The following is a 15,290-nucleotide window of genomic DNA, read 5'->3' as shown; positions in this document are numbered from 1 at the left end:
AAGGGAGATTTAAGGACGAAACACGATCTCGATAAGCTCGTGACACCCCTCCCCATCGGCGGGTTCGCTCCTTACGCTGCGTGTATGTCGAAGGTGCTGGTGGTCGAGGACGACCCGGTGGTCCAGGCGGCGCTCGTGCACGCGCTGACCGACCTCGGGCACGTCGTGCAGGCTGTCGGCACCGCCGTGGCCGCACTGCGCGAGGCGGGGACCTCCGAGCTGGACCTGGTGATACTCGACCTCGGACTGCCGGACCTGGACGGCGTCGCAGCGCTGCGGATGCTGCGCGGGGTGAGCAACGTGCCGGTCATCGTGGCGACCGCGCGGGGTGCCGAGGCCTCGGTCGTGAGCACGTTGAACGCGGGTGCGGACGACTACATCGTGAAGCCGTTCTCGGCCGAGCACCTGGCCGCGCGGATCAACGCGTTGCTGCGTCGCACGGGTGGTTCCTCGGCGCCGTCCGAGGTCGTGGAACTCGGTGGGTTGCGCATCGACCTCGCCCAGCGGGCGGCGACGCTCGGTGACTCCGCTCTCGCGCTGAGCAGGCGGGAGTTCGACATGCTGGCTTATCTGGCGCAACGGCCGGGCCGGGTGATCTCACGGCGAGAGCTCATCCAGGCCGTGTGGGGCAATCCGTACGTGGGCGACGACAAGACGATCGACGTCCACGCGTCCTGGTTGCGGCGCAAGCTCGGCGAGACCGCGGCGCATCCCCGTTACCTGCACACGGTCCGGGGTGTCGGCTTCAAGCTGGCGGCGCCCGAATGAGGGCTGTCATCACCCGCGCCCTGCTGCTCGCCGCCGGTCTGGTCGCCCTGGTTTTCGTGGCCACGGCTGGGTTTCTGATCTACTCGCACGCCGCGGCCGCCGCGACCGAGGCCGATCGGCGGGACGCGGCTGTCGTCGCCGGGGTGCTGGCGGTGTCCGCGGATCCCGATGCCGTGCGGGGAACGATCGCGCGCACCACCGCCGGCGCCGAAGGGCGGTTGTCCGTGGTGCTGAAGGACGGCACGCGGCTCGGGGCCGGCGGTGGCACGCCGGTCGCTTCCGTTGACGGGGCGGTGGTTTCGGTGGTGCCCGCCGCCGTGCCGTTCCCGTTCTTGCCGGTGTCCCTGGTCATCGGGGTCGCGCTGGTGACCTTGGGCGCGGCGGTGTGGTTGGGGCACAGGCCTTTCACGCCCGTGCTGGCGGCATTGCGGCAGCTGACCACGTCGGTCGGGCGGCGAGTGCGGCTGCGCGGGCCGCGCGAACTGGAGGCGCTGGCGGCGTCGATCGACGAGGCCTCGTCCCGGACGTCCCAGCTGCTCGCGAAGGAGCGCGAGATGATCGCGGACGTGTCGCACCGGCTGCGGACCCCGCTGGCGGCCCTGCGGCTGGACGCCGACGCGGTGGGGTCCGGGCCCGTCGCCGACCGGATCCGCAGCGCCGTCAGCACGCTGGGGCACGACGTCGACCGGATCATCCAGTCCCTCCAGCCCACCGAAGGTGAGCAGGCGGGCACGTGCGACGTGGCGTCGGTCGTGCGGACGCGGATGGTGTTCTGGTCCGCGCACGCCGCCGATCAGGGCCGGATGTGCGAGATCGACGTGGGCGAGCCGTGCTGGGTGCCGCTGGCGCCCGACGCGCTGGGCGCCGTGGTGGACACGTTGCTGGAGAACGTCTTCCGGCACACGCCTCCCGCCGCTCCGGTCGGGGTGTCGGTGGTGCGGCACGGCGGGTGGGTGACGCTGGTGGTCGAGGACGGCGGCACCGGCCTGGCCGATCCCTCCTCGGCTTTGCACCGGGGCAGCAGCGGCGGCGGGTCGACCGGGCTGGGCCTGGACATCGCCCGTGCCGCCGCGGAGGCGACCGGAGGGACCATCCACCTGGAGCGCGGACGGCTGGGCGGTGCTCGCGTGCGCCTGCGGTTCGGGGAGGCCGACAGCCACCACGAGCCGGCGAGCCCTCGCGCGTGGCGGCTGTGGCAGGGCCACCCCTGACCCCCTCGGTCAGGGAACGTCGATCTTGAACGGGTCGTGGTCGGTGAGCAGCTTGTCCAGCCGGGCTCTGTCCACCCGGCTGGTGATGTAGGTGTCCTCCTGGCGGTCCCTGAGCACCTTCGCCAGCGTGAACGCCGAGGTGACGGTGTAGAGCATCGCGATGCCCAGGAACGCGCGCACCCATCCGTCGACGGGCAGGAACACGACTCCGATGCCGACGGCGGTCAGCGAGAGCCCGAACGAGAGGACCGCCTGCACGTAGAAGGCAGCGGTCGTCGGTGTGTGCGAGGGCGTGGCAGAGGTCATGATCCGAGAGTCCTGGGTCACACCCGGGCTGTCATGAGTACGGCTACTCAAGTCCAGGTCATGTTCCGTCCAGCAGCAGGACGCAGCGGATCAGCCCCAGGTGCGAGTAGGCCTGCGGGTGGTTGCCCAGCGCCTGCTCGGCGATCGGGTCGTACTCCTCCGACAGCAACCCGGTCGGGCCCACGAGCTTCACGAAGCTCTCGAACAGCTCCTCGGCGTCCGCGCGCCTCCCCGCCGCCAGGTAGGCCTCGATCAGCCACGTCGTGCACAGGTGGAACCCGCCCTCGCCGCCCGGCAGGCCGTCGTCGCGCAGGTAGCGGTAGACCGTCGGCCCGCTGCGCAGCACCTCCTCGACCGCGACGACCGTCAGCTGGAACCGTTCGTCCGCCGGATCGAGCAACCCCGACAGGCCCACGTGCAGAGAGGCCGCGTCCAGGTCCGTGCCGTCGTAGGCGGTGGTGAACGCGCGCACGCCGGGATTCCAGCCGTGCGTGAGCACGTCGGCGGCGATCTCGGCACGAAGCGATGGCCAGGCGGGGTCGACGGGACGGCCGAAGCGTTCGGCGAGGGTGATGGCGCGGTCAACGGTCTGCCAGCACATGACTCGCGAGTAAACGCGGTGGCGCGGGACGTGCCGTTCCTCCCAGATGCCGTGGTCGGGTTCGTGCCAGCGGCGGGTCACGGCGCGGACCATGGCCGTGACGACCTCCCAGTCCCGGTCGGCGAGGGTGCCGCGGGCCAGGGCGAGCGCGAGGACGAGATCGGCGATCGGGCCGAAGACGTCGAGCTGCACCTGCTGGTCGGCGAGGTTGCCGACGCGGACGGGTCCCGAACCCGCGTAGCCGGGGAGGTCGACGACGACCTCCGGACCGAGCGCGGTGCCGTGCACGGTGTAGAGCGGGTTCAGCTCCTCCGGGCCGCGGGCGGTGGCGAGAACCCGGTGCAGCCACTCCAGGAAAGCGCCTGCCTCGTCGGTCGATCCGAGCGAAACGAGTGCCTGCGCGGTGAGGGCGGCGTCGCGCAGCCAGCAGTAGCGGTAGTCCCAGTTGCGGACGCCGCCGATCTGTTCGGGCAACGAGGTCGTGGCGGCGGCGAGGACGGCACCGGTGTCCCGGTGGCACAGGGCGCGCAGCGTGAGGGCGGATCGTCGCACCAGTTCGCGGTGATCGGCGGGAAGGTGCAGGCCGGAGGACCAGTCCTGCCAGTCCTCTGTGGACTCCGGGGCTCCCCAGCGCAGTTCGAGGACGGCCGGCGGGGTGATCACCGCGGTGGCCGTGCCGCCGGAGATCCGCCAGTCCACGCCGGGCGAGTGCAGTTCGATCGGCGTGCCCGCCAGGCGCAGGCCGTCGGGGACGGGTTCCAACTGGACAACTTCCCGGCCGAAATCTGGACGCGGCGCGAACTCCACCACCGCGGGCACCCGCCCTTCGACCGAACGCACCAATCCACCGGCCAAGCTGTCGGTAACCTGAAGACCCGTCCAGCGGGTTCGGACGGACATCGCGCCGGACGCGTACCGTTGGCCCAGAGGAAGTTGGTTCCTTTGGGGCCGCACCGAAAAATGCCCGTCACCACCGATTAGTTTTGCGAACAAAGCGGGTGAGTCCGGTGCCGGCTGGCACAGCCAGGTCACGTCCGCGTCCGGCGTGACCAGGGCGAAGGCGCGGCGGTCGGAGAGCAGGCTGTGCCGTTCGATCGGCACGGCCGCGCGCACCGGAACCAGCTGGGTCAGGAAGTCCACGCAGGGAAGGTAAGTAGGCGCTAGGGCCATCAGTCCTGTGTTGGACAAGACTTACGCGAGTCCTAAACCTCTTTTATTACATCGGGTTCGGATGCGTGGATTGTTCGTGTTGAGTCATGTCGATAGGGTCCGCGTATCACCACAGGGCATCACGTTAAGAGGCTTTCTTTGATCGGGCAGCGTGGACGACCGTCGTCGGATGCCGACCTGATCGATGCCGTGAGAGACGGCAAGGTCGAGGAGTACGGCAAGCTCTACGAACGGCACGTGCGCTCGGCGACCATCCTGGCGATGCAGCTGTCCACGTCGTCCTCGGACGCCGACGACCTGGTGGCGGAGGCGTTCGCCAAGGTCCTCGCCGCGTTGCGCGGCGGTGGCGGTCCCGGAACCGCTTTCCGGCCGTACCTGCTGACGGCGGTGCGGCACGCGGCGTACGACCGCACCCGCAAGGAAAAGCGGCTCGAGCTCGCGGGTGACATCGAGGAGGTTCCCGGCGCCACCAAGGCGACCAGCGTGCCGTTCCGCGACAAGGCGGTCGAGGACCTCGACCAGGCGCTGGCCGCGACGGCGTTCGCGACGCTGCCCGAACGGTGGCAGACGGTCCTGTGGCACACCGCGATCGAGGGCCAGTCGCCCGGCGAGATCGCGCCGCTCCTCGGCCTGACCGCGAACGGCGTCTCCGCGATGGCGTTCCGCGCGCGGGAAGGCCTGCGCAAGGCGTTCCTGCAGGCGCACATCAACCAGGAGCCGACGGAGAAGTGCCGCGCCACGGTGACGAAGCTCGGCGCTTGGACCCGCGGCGGGCTCAAGGGCCGTGACGCCGTCCAACTGGACGCGCACATGGACGACTGCGCCGAATGCCGCAAGCTCGCCAGCGAACTGTCCGACGTCAACGGCGCGCTGCGCGGGCTCGTCGCCCCCATCGTGCTCGGCACGGGCACCGCCGGCTACCTCGCCGCCGCCGCGGCCGCGTCCAAGGGCGCCGCGGTGACCGTCAGCCTGACCTCGTGGCTGGGTGTCGCCGCCTCCGCCGCGGCCGTCGTGGTCGTCGCCGCCTCCGGAGTCGTCAGCTCGGACGGCGGGCCGTCCTCGACGATCCCCGGCGCCGCCCCGGCGACCGGCACGAGCAGCTCGCAGGGCGTGTCGCAGACCGGCCAGCCGGGTCAGCCCGGCTCGAAGCAGAACTCGGGCAGCGCGCCGGCGGGCACCTCCGCCGGTTCGGCTGCACCGGGCGTGGGGACGAGCGGCGCCGCCGGGCCAGCGACCACGACGAACAACACGATCGCTCCCGCGGCGGCCAACCTGTCCGGGTCGGCGCCCGCTGGTGTCGCCATGACCACCGACGGACCGCCCAACGAGATGAACATCAGCATCACCAACAACGGTACGGCGCCGACCACGGTGCCAACGTTGACGCTGACCATGCCCGACAAGATCAAGACGGTGGGAGCGGGCAAGACCTCGGCGGGCATCATCGGGTGCCCGGCCGCCAAGGGCACCGTGACGTGCGAGGGCGGCCAGACGCTGGCGCCCGGTGAGACGATCACGTTCCGGGCCCGGCTGCAGGCGGGTCCCAAGGCCGGGGACGGGGTCATCACCGGGGTGGCGGGACCGGTGCAGGTGAGCATCCCGATCACGATCGCCCAGGCGCAGGCCTGAGTCCACTTCGGACAGCGAGATCGGCCCGGGCACCGCACCATGGGCGGGTGGAGGAGCTCACGGCGGCGTTGACGGAGCTGGAGGCACCGTTCCGCACGCTCGTCGACGACTCGGAGTGGGCGCACGCGAGCGTGGAGGGCCTGGTGCTCGACCTGGGCACGTGGTGGTCCGCCGACCCTCTGACGAGGCTGCAGCCGCAGGTGACGTTCAGCGACGCCTTCAGCGAGGCGAGCCGCCACAACGGCGGGACGTACGTCGAGGGGTACGTCTGGGCGGACGGGCTGGCCGTCGCGGCCGCGTGGTGCGGGCTCGGCGGCGCGGTCGTCTACGGACCCCGTGCCGACGCTTACCTCGGGGTGGCGTTGTCCCCGCACTTCTGCCGCCGGATCCAGCAGCGCAACGGCACAGCCGCGGTGCTCATGAGCAAGCACCCCAGACTGTTGCCGTTGCTGCGGGACGGACTGCCGCGTGGCGCGGTGCTGCCCGGCGGGAGGCCGGGCCCCCGCTCACTCGACGCCTAGCGCCGCGAACCTCTCGTCCGCCTCTTTCCGGTGCCGGGCGGCCTCCGCAGCATCCGCGACGGCACGGGCGAGGTGCTTGTGCGCGTTCGCGGCCTCACGCCGGTCGTCGATGCGTTCGGCCAGTTCCAACGCCTCGTGCAACCGCGTGACGGCCTCAGCGGGACGTCCGGCCGCCGTCAACACCTCACCGAGGTAGTTGAGCACCACGGTTTCCGTCGTGACGTCACCGATCGCGCGCACGGCGGCCAACGCTGATTCCAGCGCCTCCAACGCTTCGGGGTGCCGACCCATGGCGTGCAGGATCATGCCCAGCGCGCTCTGGGTGTCCGCCTCGTCGCGACGGCTGCCCATCTCGCGCATCAACGCGAGCGCCGACGTGCAGGCCTGCAGCGCCTCGTCGTAACGGCCGAGCGCGCTGTAGATGTTGCTGACGTTGCTCATCGCCTGCGACTCGAGGTGCCGGTCGCCGAGCTGACGGGCCACGGTGATGGCCTGTTCGAGCAGCTCAGCGGCCTCGGCGTGCCGTCCGAGGGTCCGGTAGACCAGTGAGAGGTTGTTCAGCGTGCCGGCCACGCCCTGCAGGTCGCCGAGCTCCCGGAGCATCTCGATCGCGCGCTCGTTGTAGTGGATGGCCTTCGGGTACTGCGCGGTCTGCCAGAACACCATCGCGTAGTTCTTCGTGGTGATCGCGAGCGCGACCGGCTCGTCCTTCGCGGCCTCCAGGGCCAGTTCGTTGATCGTCGCCCAGTCACGCGTGTGGCCGCGCACCATGCAGAAGAACGTCAACGCGCGTGCGAGCTGCCACGTGTGTGTGCGCCAGTCGCCGTCGAGCGACAGGGCCACGGCGGCCACGAGCGTCTGGCGTTCGGTCTCCAGCCACTCGACCGCGTGGTCGTAGTCGCGCAGCACCAGCCTCGACTCCGGCCGGTAGGTGATGTCGACCTCGTACCTGCGCGCGGCGGGCGACATCAGCCGCGTCGCCTGGTTCGCCGTGTCCAGGAAGTGGTCGAGCAGCCTGGTCAGCGGCGCGCGGGTGCTGTCCACCTGGGACTGCGCGTACTGCCGGAGCAGGTCGTGCATCCGGTACCGGCCGAGCGTCGTCGACTCCAGCAGGTGCACGTCGACGAGGTCTTCGAGCATCCCGTCGGTCTCCAGCAGGTCGAGCTCGGCCAGCGCCGCGGCCTGGTGGACGTCGAAGTCGGTGCCGTGGTGCAGGCCCAGCAGGCCGAAGAGCCGCTGGTGAGCGGCGGGGAGCTGGCTGAACGACAACGCGAAGACCGCGTCCAGTTCGGATAATCGTCCCTCGCGCAGCCGCGTCGCGAGGTGGGCGGTGGTCCACGTGGGACGGCTGCGGAGCCGTCCGGCGGCCAGGCGCACGGCCAGCGGCAGCCGTCCGCACAGCTCCACGACCTCACGAGCGGCGGCGTCGTTGCCGCGCTCGTCGCCGACGATCGTGGCGAACAGCTGCAACGCCTCCGACTCGGACAGCACGTCCAGCGTGAGCGTCGAGGTGCCTTCCAGCTCGACCAGCCGGGCGCGGGACGTGACCAGCACCAGCGAGCCCGGCACGCCCGGCAGCAGCGGACGGACCTGGTCGGCGCTCACCGCGTTGTCGAGCACGACCAGCAACCGGCGCCGGGACAGCTCGGCCCGCCACATGGCGGCCCGTTCGTCCAGGCTGACTGGGATCTCCTCCAGGCCGAGCGCGCGCAACAGCACGTCGAGCGCGTCAGTCGGTTCCACGGGCGCACGGCCAGCGGTGTGCGCGTGCAGGTCGATGAACAGCTGACCGTCCGGATACTCCAGGCGGTGCGCCAGGTGCACGGCGAGCGTCGTCTTGCCCACGCCCGGCATGCCGTCGATCGCCGAGATCACGACGGCTGCCTTGCCGGTGACCGCCCTGGTCAGCCGGTCCATCTCGGCGATGCGGCCGGTGAAGTCCGCGACGTCGCGGGGCAGCGTGTTCAGGGCCGGCCGCGGCTGGTCGCCGCGCAACAGCCGTGCGTGCAGTTCACGCAGTTCGCCGCCCGGATCGGTACCGAGTTCGTCGGCGAGCAGCACCCGCACGTCGTCGAAGACCTGCAGCGCCTCGGCCGGCCGGTTGGCCCGTTGCAACGCGTGCATGAGCTGCAGCCACAGCTGTTCCCGCAACGGGAACTGCTTGGTCAGCCGCCGCAGCTCGGGGATCAGCCGCTCGCCCTGACCGAGCTCGATCGACAGCCGCGCGTGCTGCTCGGCGACGGTGAGCCGCCGTTCCTGCAGCAGCGTGAGCTCGGCTTCGAGCCGCGGCCCCACGGTGAGGCCGTCCAGCGCCGGGCCACGCCACAACGCCAGCGCTTCCTCGTACTTCGCGACCGCCGCCCGGTGGTCGCCCCGCTTCAGCGCCTCGTCGCCGCCCGCGCACAGCTCTTCGAAGACGCCGACGTCGACCTCTCCGTCCGGCACCTTGAGCCGGTAGCCACCCGGAACGGTGACGAGGTCGTCCAGCACGAGCTTGCGCAAGGCGGCGACATAGGTTCGTATGTTCGATTCAGGAGCCGCGGGTGGAGATTCCCACACCGCCTCGCTCAGATGTTCAAAACTGACCGTCTCGTTGGCATGCAGCGCCAACGCCGCGAGCAGTGCCCTTTGCCGGGGCCCGCCCAGCCGCAGTTCCACGCCCCCACGCCAAATCTGCAGCGGCCCAAGAAGCCGATACCGCACTAGCCCTCCTCGGGGGGCATGGTGCCAGAACTCGGGGGTGCTGTGCGGAATTTGTGCGGACGATCTTGGAAACTTGACGCACGCCGCCGTGAAGAGGGGGAACGAAGATGGACCTGAACAGATCATGGTCCGGCCAGGCAGCCTAGGATGGCCGCATGACCGAGACGGCGAAGCGACGTCCCGGCCCCCGGATCGAAGAGGTCGCGCGGGTCGCCGGAGTGTCCAAGTCGACCGTCTCGCGCGTGATCAACGACGAGCAGTACGTCAGCGCCAAGGCCCGTGAGGCCGTCCACGCCGCCATCGCGCAGCTGGGCTACTCCCCCAACCAGGCCGCGCGCTCCCTCGCCGGCAACCGGGCCAACGCCATCGCCCTGGTCGTCTCGGAACCGACCGGCCGCGTGCTGTCCGACCCGTTCTTCGCCGGTGTGCTGCGGGGCATCCACTCCGAGCTCGCCGGCCGCCACATGCAGCTGCTGCTGATGATGAGCCAGCCGTCGGACACCGGTGACCTCGTCACCTACCTGAGCAGCGGCCACGTCGACGGCGCGTTGCTGGTCAGCCTGCACGGCGACGACCCGCTGGTGCCGATGCTCGCCGAGATCGGCCTGCCCGTGGTGTCCGGCGGACGGCCGCTGGGCATCACCGTCCCGTTCGTGGACGCCGACAACTTCACCGGCGCCCTGGAGGCCGCACGGCACCTGGCGTCGCTGGGCCGCAAGCGCATCGCCACCGTCGCCGGCCCGAAGGACATGGCCGTCGGCGCCGATCGCCTGAGCGGGTTCAAGCGCGGCCTGAGCGAGGCCAGGCTCTCCGCGGACCTGGTGGCGCACGGCGACTTCACGCCGGAGAGCGGCGCACGGGCCATGGAACTGTTGCTGCGCAAGGCTCCCGACCTCGACGCGGTGTTCGTGGCCGCGGACATCATGGCGCTGGGCGCGTTGCAGGTGCTGCACGCCCAGGGCAAGCGCGTGCCCGAGGACGTCGCCGTGGTCGGGTTCGACGACTCGGTGTTCGCCGCGACCGCCACACCGCCGCTGACGACGATCCGGCAGGACGTCGAGGAGCTCGGGCGCACGATGACGTGGCGGCTGCTCGCGGAGCTGGCGGGCGAGCACGGGCTGCCCCCGTCGCTGCTCCTGCCCACGTCGCTGGTGCTGCGCTCCAGCGCCTGATCGGGTCGTTCGGAAGGACTTACATCGGCGATCGTCGACCGTCCGTGACGAATCGGCCCGATTTTCACCCGTTCGGCACAACTCCGGGGCACTGTCGGTAACACCGGCAGTGAGTTCTCGATGGTGAGGCGTACAAGCCCATCCTCGAGGGAGTCGCGACAGTGATCGAGAACTCGGCCGCCGGTCTGGTGATGGTTCCCGGCGAGGTGACGGTGATCGTCACCGGCGAGCAGCACCACCAGGACGTGCTGTCGCGGTACGCGGTTCCGGACGGCGTGACGCGGCACGTCGCCGTGAACCTGACGTGGTGCGTGATCGCCGCCGGCAAGCACCGCGGTCAGCGCGGGATCGAGGTGCGGCTCGACGGCTACCGCGTGGGCGAGCTGACTTTCCTGATGTCGCAACGGTATGCGCCCGTGCTGATGCACGTGGAGTCCGGCGGCGGGTCGACCGGCTGCGCCGCGTTCGTGCAGCGCGGCGGCAACGGGCTGTTGCAGATCTCGCTGCGGATGCCGCGGGAGATCCCCCGTGGCGCGGTCGTGCCGGTCACGACGGCGCGCAAGTCGTGGGTGGCGCCGGTGGCCATCGGCGCGGCCGGCCTGCTCGCGCTCTTCTTCGTGATCGGCATCATCGGGGCCGCCGTCGGTGGTGCGCCGGACAAGGGCAGTGCGGCCGGTCCGACCACGACGGCCTCGCCCACCACGACCACGACGACTGTGGCGCCGACCAGCACCACGACGTCGACCACCACAACGACCACGACCACTACTACGACGACCACCACCGCTCCTGCGGCGGTCGCTCAGCCGAAGCCGCAACCCCAGCCGCAACCCCAGCCTCAGCCTCAGCCCGTTCCGCAGCCGGCGCCGAAGCCCTCGTGCGACCCGAACTACAGCGGTTGCGTGCCGGTCGCGTCCGATGTGGACTGTGCCGGCGGCACCGGGAACGGGCCCGCCTACGTGGCAGGCCCGATCCGCGTCATCGGTACCGACATCTACGGGCTGGACAACGACAAGGACGGCACCGCCTGCGAGTGAGCGTCAGCGCTGGACGAAGACGCTGCCCGCCTGGAACCTGATGTCGGGCTGGCCGGTCCTGCCGTCGATCGGGTAGGGCCGGCCGGTGCAGTCGTCGCTCGCGAACAGCGACGCGGTCTTGGTGCTGTTGTTGCAGGCGGAGCGAATCCTGTTGTCCCAGCCGTGTTCGACCAGATCGACGCACGCCGAGGAGCCGATCGGCGAGACGGTGAACCTGGCGCCCTCGTAGTTGGTCTGGTCGCAGGCGCAGAACGCGTCGGTGAACGTGCAGTCGGGTTCGGCGGCGTGGGCCGCGGGCGTGACCGCGAGACCCGCCAACGCGCACAGCACAACAGCGATCTTCTTCATGGAATCCTCCCCAGTTCTCCCTTGGCCCCGGCCTCTCCGCTCTTCCTGTTGCCACGTCGAGGATTTTCGGTACCGGAACTCAATTGGTCGGACAGCACCCGCGTGGAGAGGATGATCAGGTGAACATCCCCGACGAGGTCCTGCGTGCGGCCGGTCCGGCCGCCGCGTGGTCCGACGACCACGAAGGCCTGTCCGGCGACGTGTGGCGAGCCGGGTCCAGCTACGTGAAGCGCTCGGGCGCGGAGGAACGCGACCGGTTGCTGTGGCTGGGCAAGCACTTCGAGGTGCCGGAGATCCAGGCGTTCGCCGAGGACTGGCTCGTGCTGGCCGATGTCGGCGCACCTTCGCTGGTGTCCGCCGACCCGGTGGTCGCGGCGACCGTAATGGGCACCGTGCTGCGGTCGTTGCACTCGTTGCCGGTGGCCTCGTGTCCCTACGACGCGACGATTCCCGTTGTGCTGGAAAGGGCTCGCCACAACGTCGAGGCGGGTCTGGTGGACCAAGGCGACTTCGACGACGACAACCTCGGTGTCACACCTGAGGAGTTGCTGGAACGGCTGGTCGCCACCGCCCCTGCCACCGAGGACCTCGTGGTGGCACATGGGGACTTCTGTCCGGCGAACGTGTTGCTGCACCCGGACGGCTCGACCGTGCTGATCGACGTGGCGCGGCTGGGCGTGTCCGACCGGCACCGCGACATCGCGCTGGCGCACCGGGAACTGGGCGAAGAGGCCGCAGCCGCGTTCGACCGCGCCTACGGCCTCACCCCCCGCCCGGAGATGCTCGCCTGGTACCGGTTGCTCGACGAGTTCTTCTAGTGGCGTGACCCAGAACGTCGGCTGGGTAATTCACGCTCAGCAGGACACCTCGCGGCGCCGCGATGCGCGCGCCTGACCGCGAATTCGCCTGGCAACGTTCTGGGCCACGCCACTAATGGCGCTCGTACGGCGTCTTCTCCCCCGCCTCGACGCCGAACGACAGGTGGTTGCCCGCGGGCGGCAGCGGGCAGGTGGCGAAGTCGGTGAACGCGCACGGCAGGTTCGTCGCGCGGTTGAAGTCGAGCACGACCTTGCCGTCGTGCGGGGTGGCGGCGAGCTGCCGGTTGGCAGCGTAGGTGGTGACGCCGCTGGTCTCGTCGGTGAACAGGATGCTCAGCCCGCCGTTGCGGCCGTTGAACGCCGTTAGCGTGTGTTCGGTGCCGTTGTAGGTGAACCGCACACGGCCCGGTGCCTCGTACACGTGGCTAAGGCCCTCCACCACCGCACCGACGGTCGTGGGTACGGGCGCGTCGAACGGCTCGTACTCACCTTCCAGCACCCACTTCTCCTGCGGGTCGTACGACGGCACGCCCTTGAAGTCCTGCAGCACCGGCGCTTTCGGGTCGTGCACGCGGATCAGGTATCCGCCGCGCCGGGCGATCTCGATCTCGACGTCACCTGCGGCGACCCGTGTACCGGCGCCGCTCTGGACGAGTTCGAACCGCTGCGTCTCTCCCTCGTTGCGCCAGTACGCCGCGTCGTCGTCTTGCCACCACTCGCCCGGTAGGCCGTCATAGGTGCGTGGGCTCGTCTCCAGCCAGTCGAGCGAAACCAGCGCCAGCCACCCGTACGGGTCCGCCAGCGTGGTCTCCCGCTCCGTCTTCCAGGTCTGCCAGTCCTCCGCGAAGCTCATGTCCTTGCGAACGACGGAGTCGCGGCGTCGCTTCCCCGTTCCACGGAGTGGGACACGAGGGCGTCGCCGAGTTCGGTGCGGGCGTAGACGACGCTGCGGCCGTGCCGTTGCGAGGCCAGCAGCCCGGCGTCGCGCAACGCCCGCAGGTGCTGGTTCACCGCCGAGGTCGTGACGCCCGTGAGACGCGCGATGTCCGTGGACGAGCGCGGCTGCTCCAGTTCGGCCAGCAGATCCGCCCGCACCTGGCCGAGGACACCGGCGAGCGCTGCGGGCCCACGGCCGCGGCCCCTCTCCCACACCGTGCCGGCGCCGCGGGCCGCGTAGATCAGCAACGGCGGTGCGCCGGGGTCGACGGGCACGGCCGTGCGCCGCGCGAACACGCTGGGAACCAGCGTCAGCCCCTGTCCCGCCGCCTCCACCCGCCGGGGCCGCGCGCCCGCGATCCGCACCTGGACCACCGGAGCGGAGAAGGTGATCCGATCGGAGATCCCCGAGAACATCGCCGCCAGTCCGTGCTGGGCCATGTCGCGTCCCCGGTGAGCGATGTCGGCTTCGAGCACCGCGCGCATCCGGTCCCACCGGGGCGCCAGCGCCGCGTGCCAGTAGTGCTCCAGCGCGTCGAGCACCCGTCCGCGATCGCGCAACACCGGCGGGACGTCCCCGAACAGTGCGCGATAGTGACGCCGCAGCGTGCGGACGGGGATCTCGTGCAGCGCCGCGAACTCGTCCTCGATCCGCGTGAACGGCGTCAGCGAGCGGGGACTCAGGAAGTCCGGCGTCCAGCCTCTGGGCGTGGACAACGCCAGGAGGACCTCGGCGTCGACGTCACGGATGCCGCGTACCCAGGGCAGGTGCAGCGGGTACTTCGCCGGGTCCTTCAGCACCCGCAGGCTGAGCGTCAGTTCGTTGAGCGGTGAGACGGCGAACCGCACGTCCACCAGGTCGGACTCGCCGAGAACGAACTCGATCATGTAGCAGAACGCTACATCTGTTACACCCGTCCGGCAGCCGCGCCAGGCTTCGCGACCATGTGGACCGACATGCGGCTGGCGTTGCGGATCGTCTGCCGGGCAGCGCAGGTGGCGGAACGCGCGTTCCGGGCGGGCGAGCACGACGTGCGGCTCAAGGAGGACGGCAGCGAGGTCACCCCGACCGATCTCCAGGTCGAGGACGTGGTGCGCCGGCTGCTCGCCGAAGCAGTGCCCGAGGACGGCGTCGTGGGCGAGGAACGTCCCGAGCGCGTGGGAACCTCCGGCCGGCGGTGGCTGGTCGACCCGATCAGCGGCACCGCCGGCTTCGTGGCCGGACGGCCGACCTACTCGGTGGACCTGGCGCTGGAGAACGCGCTGGCCGTGTCCGCGATGCCGTCGCTGGGCATCACGATGGCGGCCGGACGGGGTATCGGCTGCCGGATCTTCCGCGGCGAGCAGGAAGAAGTCGCCCGCGTGTCCTCACAGGACACCGTCGCAGGCGCGCGGGTGTGCCTGCACGGCGCGAGAAAGCCGTCGCTGCAGCAGTGCGTCGTCGTGGACGGCTCCGCGTCGGTGCTGGACCTGATCACGGGCCGGGTGGACGCGGTGATCGCGGCGGGTGCGGGCCTGGACCAGTTCGACCTGGCGTGCCTGCCGGTGCTCGTGGAGGAGGCGGGAGGGCGCGTGACGGTGGTCGAGGAGGACGTCGTGCTGGCCACCAACGGTGTCCTGCACGACGCCTTCCTCGCTCTCCTGGTCGCGCGTCCTGGTGTCGAACCAGGCACCCCAGGCTTATGAGGCCTGGGTGATCGCCGGATCCCGCGCGCTGGAGTGACCGACCGGACTCGCACCGGCTTCGACCAGGACCACAACCTGGTGCCTCGACTGCTTCGGCTTCGGTCACGGCTGCCCGTCGAGGACTCGAACCTCGATCTCCGCGTTCAGAGCGCGGTGTCCGTGCCAATTGGACCAACGGGCATCAAAAAAGCCGCCTCGTCGCTGAGTGCGACGGGACGGCTCCCCGGAGACATGAGTCAGTTCATGCCGGGGAGCACCAGATCTGCTGATGGCGCATGTGTTGCATCACGGCTGGCTCCCTTCCTCCGGTTCGTCGAGATCCACTCTGACGGATGGCGTGGCGCGCTTGCAACGCATTATTCGGGATTGCAAAAGTTTGCAGAA

13 protein-coding genes, 2 tRNA genes and 1 pseudogene are annotated in these 15,290 nt (G+C 70.3%); 8 read left to right on the top strand and 8 right to left on the bottom strand.

Annotated elements, in window-relative coordinates; translation table 11 throughout:
* Window positions 1–84 precede the first annotated feature (84 nt).
* Both SK571_RS34560 and SK571_RS34555 read left to right on the top strand, forming a co-directional pair.
* The gene (locus tag SK571_RS34560; RefSeq protein WP_319988308.1) at window positions 85–768 is read left to right on the top strand and encodes a response regulator transcription factor; all 684 of its coding nucleotides are present in this window, start codon (window positions 85–87) and stop codon (window positions 766–768) included.
* Window positions 765–1,979, top strand: a complete 1,215-nt coding sequence (locus SK571_RS34555) for a sensor histidine kinase (RefSeq protein ID WP_319988307.1) — start codon at window positions 765–767, stop codon at window positions 1,977–1,979. Before SK571_RS34560 ends, SK571_RS34555 begins: the two co-directional genes overlap by 4 nt.
* A 9-nt stretch (window positions 1,980–1,988) precedes the next feature.
* Here the strand turns inward: SK571_RS34555 and SK571_RS34550 are convergent, their stop codons facing one another.
* Entirely contained in the window at window positions 1,989–2,285 is a 297-nt protein-coding gene (locus SK571_RS34550) for a YiaA/YiaB family inner membrane protein (protein WP_030477227.1), read from the bottom strand.
* A 58-nt stretch (window positions 2,286–2,343) separates the two neighbouring features.
* Window positions 2,344–3,990: pseudogene (locus tag SK571_RS34545) on the bottom strand (glycoside hydrolase family 15 protein); the annotation flags it as partial.
* 255 nt (window positions 3,991–4,245) lie between these two features.
* On the opposite strand from SK571_RS34545, the gene SK571_RS34540 reads away from it, so the two are divergent.
* Window positions 4,246–5,685, top strand: a complete 1,440-nt coding sequence (locus SK571_RS34540) for a sigma-70 family RNA polymerase sigma factor (RefSeq protein WP_319988306.1) — start codon at window positions 4,246–4,248, stop codon at window positions 5,683–5,685.
* Window positions 5,686–5,732: 47 nt separating this feature from the next.
* The gene (locus SK571_RS34535; protein WP_319988305.1) at window positions 5,733–6,206 is read left to right on the top strand and encodes a hypothetical protein; all 474 of its coding nucleotides are present in this window, start codon (window positions 5,733–5,735) and stop codon (window positions 6,204–6,206) included.
* On the opposite strand, the gene SK571_RS34530 is transcribed toward SK571_RS34535, so the two are convergent.
* Complete coding sequence (locus tag SK571_RS34530) at window positions 6,192–9,035, bottom strand: AfsR/SARP family transcriptional regulator (RefSeq protein ID WP_319988304.1); 2,844 nt, start codon at window positions 9,033–9,035, stop codon at window positions 6,192–6,194. The genes SK571_RS34535 and SK571_RS34530 overlap by 15 nt on opposite strands.
* 29 nt (window positions 9,036–9,064) lie before the next feature.
* Here SK571_RS34530 and SK571_RS34525 point away from each other — a divergent pair, with 29 nt between their 5' ends.
* Window positions 9,065–10,081: a LacI family DNA-binding transcriptional regulator gene (locus tag SK571_RS34525; RefSeq protein WP_319988303.1), complete on the top strand. Its 1,017-nt coding sequence runs from the start codon at window positions 9,065–9,067 to the stop codon at window positions 10,079–10,081.
* Between the two features lie 161 nt (window positions 10,082–10,242).
* Window positions 10,243–11,118: a hypothetical protein gene (locus SK571_RS34520; protein ID WP_319988302.1), complete on the top strand. Its 876-nt coding sequence runs from the start codon at window positions 10,243–10,245 to the stop codon at window positions 11,116–11,118.
* Window positions 11,119–11,121: 3 nt separating this feature from the next.
* Here SK571_RS34520 and SK571_RS34515 read toward each other — a convergent pair whose 3' ends face one another.
* The gene (locus SK571_RS34515) at window positions 11,122–11,466 is read right to left on the bottom strand and encodes a peptidase inhibitor family I36 protein (protein ID WP_319988301.1); all 345 of its coding nucleotides are present in this window, start codon (window positions 11,464–11,466) and stop codon (window positions 11,122–11,124) included.
* A 119-nt stretch (window positions 11,467–11,585) separates the two neighbouring features.
* Here SK571_RS34515 and SK571_RS34510 point away from each other — a divergent pair, with 119 nt between their 5' ends.
* Window positions 11,586–12,284: an aminoglycoside 3'-phosphotransferase gene (locus tag SK571_RS34510; protein WP_319988300.1), complete on the top strand. Its 699-nt coding sequence runs from the start codon at window positions 11,586–11,588 to the stop codon at window positions 12,282–12,284.
* Between the two features lie 112 nt (window positions 12,285–12,396).
* Here SK571_RS34510 and SK571_RS34505 read toward each other — a convergent pair whose 3' ends face one another.
* Together SK571_RS34505 and SK571_RS34500 are read right to left on the bottom strand one after the other, a co-directional pair.
* Window positions 12,397–13,137 carry a DUF1684 domain-containing protein gene (locus SK571_RS34505; RefSeq protein WP_319988299.1) on the bottom strand — a complete coding sequence of 247 codons (741 nt, stop codon included), beginning with the start codon at window positions 13,135–13,137 and terminating at the stop codon, window positions 12,397–12,399.
* Window positions 13,134–14,108 (bottom strand): ArsR/SmtB family transcription factor, encoded by a 975-nt coding sequence (locus SK571_RS34500; RefSeq protein ID WP_319988298.1) that lies wholly within the window; start codon window positions 14,106–14,108, stop codon window positions 13,134–13,136. The genes SK571_RS34505 and SK571_RS34500 overlap by 4 nt, the downstream gene beginning before the upstream one ends.
* Window positions 14,109–14,165: 57 nt before the next feature.
* Here SK571_RS34500 and SK571_RS46480 point away from each other — a divergent pair, with 57 nt between their 5' ends.
* On the top strand, window positions 14,166–14,906 hold the full coding sequence (locus SK571_RS46480) for an inositol monophosphatase family protein (RefSeq protein WP_406602076.1): 741 nt from the start codon (window positions 14,166–14,168) through the stop codon (window positions 14,904–14,906).
* Here the strand turns inward: SK571_RS46480 and SK571_RS34490 are convergent.
* Together SK571_RS34490 and SK571_RS34485 are read right to left on the bottom strand one after the other, a co-directional pair.
* Window positions 14,863–14,934: transfer RNA gene (locus SK571_RS34490), tRNA-Ile, on the bottom strand. The genes SK571_RS46480 and SK571_RS34490 overlap by 44 nt on opposite strands.
* Before the next feature lie 80 nt (window positions 14,935–15,014).
* A tRNA-Gln gene (locus SK571_RS34485) sits at window positions 15,015–15,087 on the bottom strand.
* Between the last annotated feature and the right edge of the window lie 203 nt (window positions 15,088–15,290).

Source organism: Lentzea kristufekii, assembly GCF_033949925.1.
Taxonomy (GTDB): domain Bacteria; phylum Actinomycetota; class Actinomycetes; order Mycobacteriales; family Pseudonocardiaceae; genus Lentzea; species Lentzea kristufekii.
This window is presented reverse-complemented; position numbering and strand designations above follow the sequence as displayed.